At 58.7% G+C, this 2,957-nt stretch carries 1 protein-coding gene and 1 pseudogene; both read left to right on the top strand.

The features are described 5' to 3' along the window. Positions 1 to 1,257 precede the first annotated feature (1,257 nt). On the top strand, positions 1,258 to 2,439 hold the full coding sequence (locus tag I3253_RS20250) for a Fic family protein (protein ID WP_152467152.1): 1,182 nt from the start codon (positions 1,258 to 1,260) through the stop codon (positions 2,437 to 2,439). 44 nt (positions 2,440 to 2,483) lie between these two features. After that, a pseudogene (locus I3253_RS20245) lies at positions 2,484 to 2,957 on the top strand (hypothetical protein); the annotation flags it as partial.

Below are 2,957 nucleotides of genomic sequence, written 5' to 3'. Positions count from 1 at the left end.
TGATGCAGTTCGTGGTCATTGCTCTTCTCCTTGTTTGCGTTGCAATGATGGTCACCTTGCAGCTGGCCAAGGCCCGGCCACACCGAAGGCGAAGCGTAGCGGAGAGGGGCAGGCGCCGGTCTTTTTGGCGCGCGAGGAATGACCCGTAGGGTCAGGGGAAAAAGATCGGCGACAACCTTTGTGGACGGGACGACAGCTGCGACCAGCATGTCATGCAGAGCAACACATCGGGAGAAGTGCGGTGGCCGCGAAGGACACCCAGGTGAACAGCCGATGAAACTGCCGGGGGCGGTGTCCTTTCTGCCCTCTCACCCCGAGCCGCAGCCGGACGGGTTCGCGCTTTGCCGAGCCTTGCCTAACGTGGCGCGACCGCTTGCCCGTGGTAAGTTGGTCGAGTGAGGTGCCATCTGGCTGAGCGATTTCAAGCAGACCGCCGTGGCATCTGCACCGGGCGCGGGTCATCCCGATTTCGGACCAACCCTCTTCGGCATCCCAATAGTTTGCGATTTTTTACATCGCGTCCAACACCGACCCTCTGCCAGCTTTGGCCAGAGCGATCCGGCGGTTGTCGAAACTCCTTTGCGGTCAATGATGGCAGAACAGCATGTCCGGCAAAGCGAGGACTAACACCGGCTGACACGGGAAAAACGAGACTATTGAAGCGACCCGCCCCGCCCCAGCGACCGTTACCGAATGGCCGAGATGAAGCGTTGCCACGACCATGCGACGGCTGGTCGGGCTGGCTCCGGAGGAGACGGCACGGCCAGCGGTACGTCGCAGGGAGAGGCAGCGTTTCAGCTCGGGGAGGGCGGCTGCATGCAGCCGACCGAGTAGGGCGCGGTCCTGACCAAAGGGCAGGATGATTTATGGACAACAAGCACCCACGAATTCCGTTCGCCGATTTGATGAAACTAACCCCGACTCGGAATGTAACAGATACGACCTTTGGCCTTCTTCAGCCATCCGAGTTGTCGTGCGCGTAGCTGCCATATCGCGTAGGACGCCCGTAATGCGGGCCAATGAGCCGAAAGGTCTCGATTGGCGACTCGTGATCGATGGTGTTCTCTGGAAGAGGCTATTCCGCACAGGCATCGGGAAGGATTCCTGCAACCGAGAGCAGTAGGAAGCTGCCATGAACCCGCTCATATTGCCACTGACCTACTCTCACCACGTTAATTAAACCCGCTTATCTTAGCCTACCCACTATTTAAGCGAAGCCCGTATTGCTTAAATAAAAGAGGGGCATCATAGTGAGCTATGACCGATTCAGACCCCAACCAACGCCTTGGCCGCTTTGTCGAAACCCCCGTTGCAGGAGAGACGGTCCGCGCCTTCGTACCACCTCCCCTGCCTCCAGTCCCAACAATCGACGTACTGGGGCTTCTCGACCGACTCAGCCTCGCGGAGCGCGCCTTAGGGCGGCTGGATGGCATCACGATGCTTCTGCCGCGCCAGGAACTGTTCCTCTATATGTATGTCCGCAAGGAGGCCGTACTTTCCTCACAGATCGAAGGAACGCAATCGACGCTGACAGACCTGCTGCGTTTCGAGACCGAAGCACAGGCGGGCCAGCCAATCGATGACATCCGCGAGGTCTCGAACTACGTCGATGCCATGATGTACGGGTTGGAGCGCCTCGAAGACTTGCCACTGTCCCTGAGGCTAATCCGCGAGATGCATGCGCGTTTGCTGCAAAGCGGACGTGGCGGCACCAAGGACCCCGGGGAGTTTAGGCGCTCCCAGAACTGGATCGGAGGGACACGTCCCGGTAATGCGCTGTACGTTCCACCCCCCGTCACGGAACTGGACAATTGCCTCGGCGCGTTTGAACGCTTCATGCACGACGACCAGTCCCGCCTTCCTGCTCTCATCAAGGCAGGACTGCTGCACGTCCAGTTTGAAACCATCCACCCTTTTCTCGACGGCAATGGCCGCATCGGCAGGTTGCTGGTAACATTGTACCTCTGCGTCAATGGGGTGCTGCAAAAGCCTCTCCTCTATCTGAGCTTGTTTCTTAAGACGCATCGCGCTGATTACTATCGCCTGCTCCAGGAGGTTCGTGAGCATGGTCAGTGGGAGGCTTGGCTTGACTTCTTCCTCGCTGGCGTGGCGGATACGGCAAACCAGGCATTTGATGCCGCCACGCGGATTGTTGACCTGTTTAAGGAGGATCGCGAGCGCATTTCAGCGCAAAGCGATCGCGCCGGTTCGTCACTGCGTATCCATGAACTGTTCCAGCAGCACCCCTTCCTGACCGCGAACCAACTGGTCGAGTACACCGGTCTGTCGGCTCCGACGGTGAACGCGGCCCTCGCCGACCTCCAACGCTTCGGAATTCTTGAGGAGATTACTGGGAGGAAGCGGGGGCGTGTTTTCAGCTATCGCGCCTATCTGACCATCCTCAGCGAGGGTACCGATCCGCTACCCACCACTGCCTAGAGAAAGGTGCGATGACAATTGCCATTCGACCATGAATGTCAATCGTGGCTGGGTTGCTCCCCTACAAGTTCGGGCAATGGCTCGGCGTGCCCATGACTCTCAAACTCGTTCCAATAGATCATGGCGAACTCTGCCACGGCTGGGCGTGGTCCATCGATGATGAGGACGCACTCGCCGAACAGGTTGCACGTATAGTTCTCGGCCAATATCGCCACGTCGCCAAGATCCTGAGCGGTGCGGGGGTGCCGGGACCTGCTGCCAATGCCGAGCAGGCGACTGCAGCGATCAAACAACTGACGTTGGCGGAGGGTGACGATCCTTGGCACCGTGATGGCTGGCTGTTCCAGGCGATATCGTGGATCGCCGCGCACCAGCAGCCTGCCGCTTCGCTCACCCGGATGCCTCATATTCGCAAGGCCGATGTCGCGTTTCCCTTAAATCGGTTCTGCCTCAATTTGTGTGGCGCAACTATCCTGAGCTTGGAACATTCGGGAGGGATAGTCGTGATTTCAAAAAAG

It is taken from the genome of Thiosulfatihalobacter marinus, assembly GCF_016019955.1.
Lineage (GTDB): Bacteria > Pseudomonadota > Alphaproteobacteria > Rhodobacterales > Rhodobacteraceae > Shimia > Shimia marinus_A.
The sequence above is the reverse complement of the archived record's forward strand: the minus strand, read 5'-3'. Positions and strand labels throughout refer to the sequence as shown.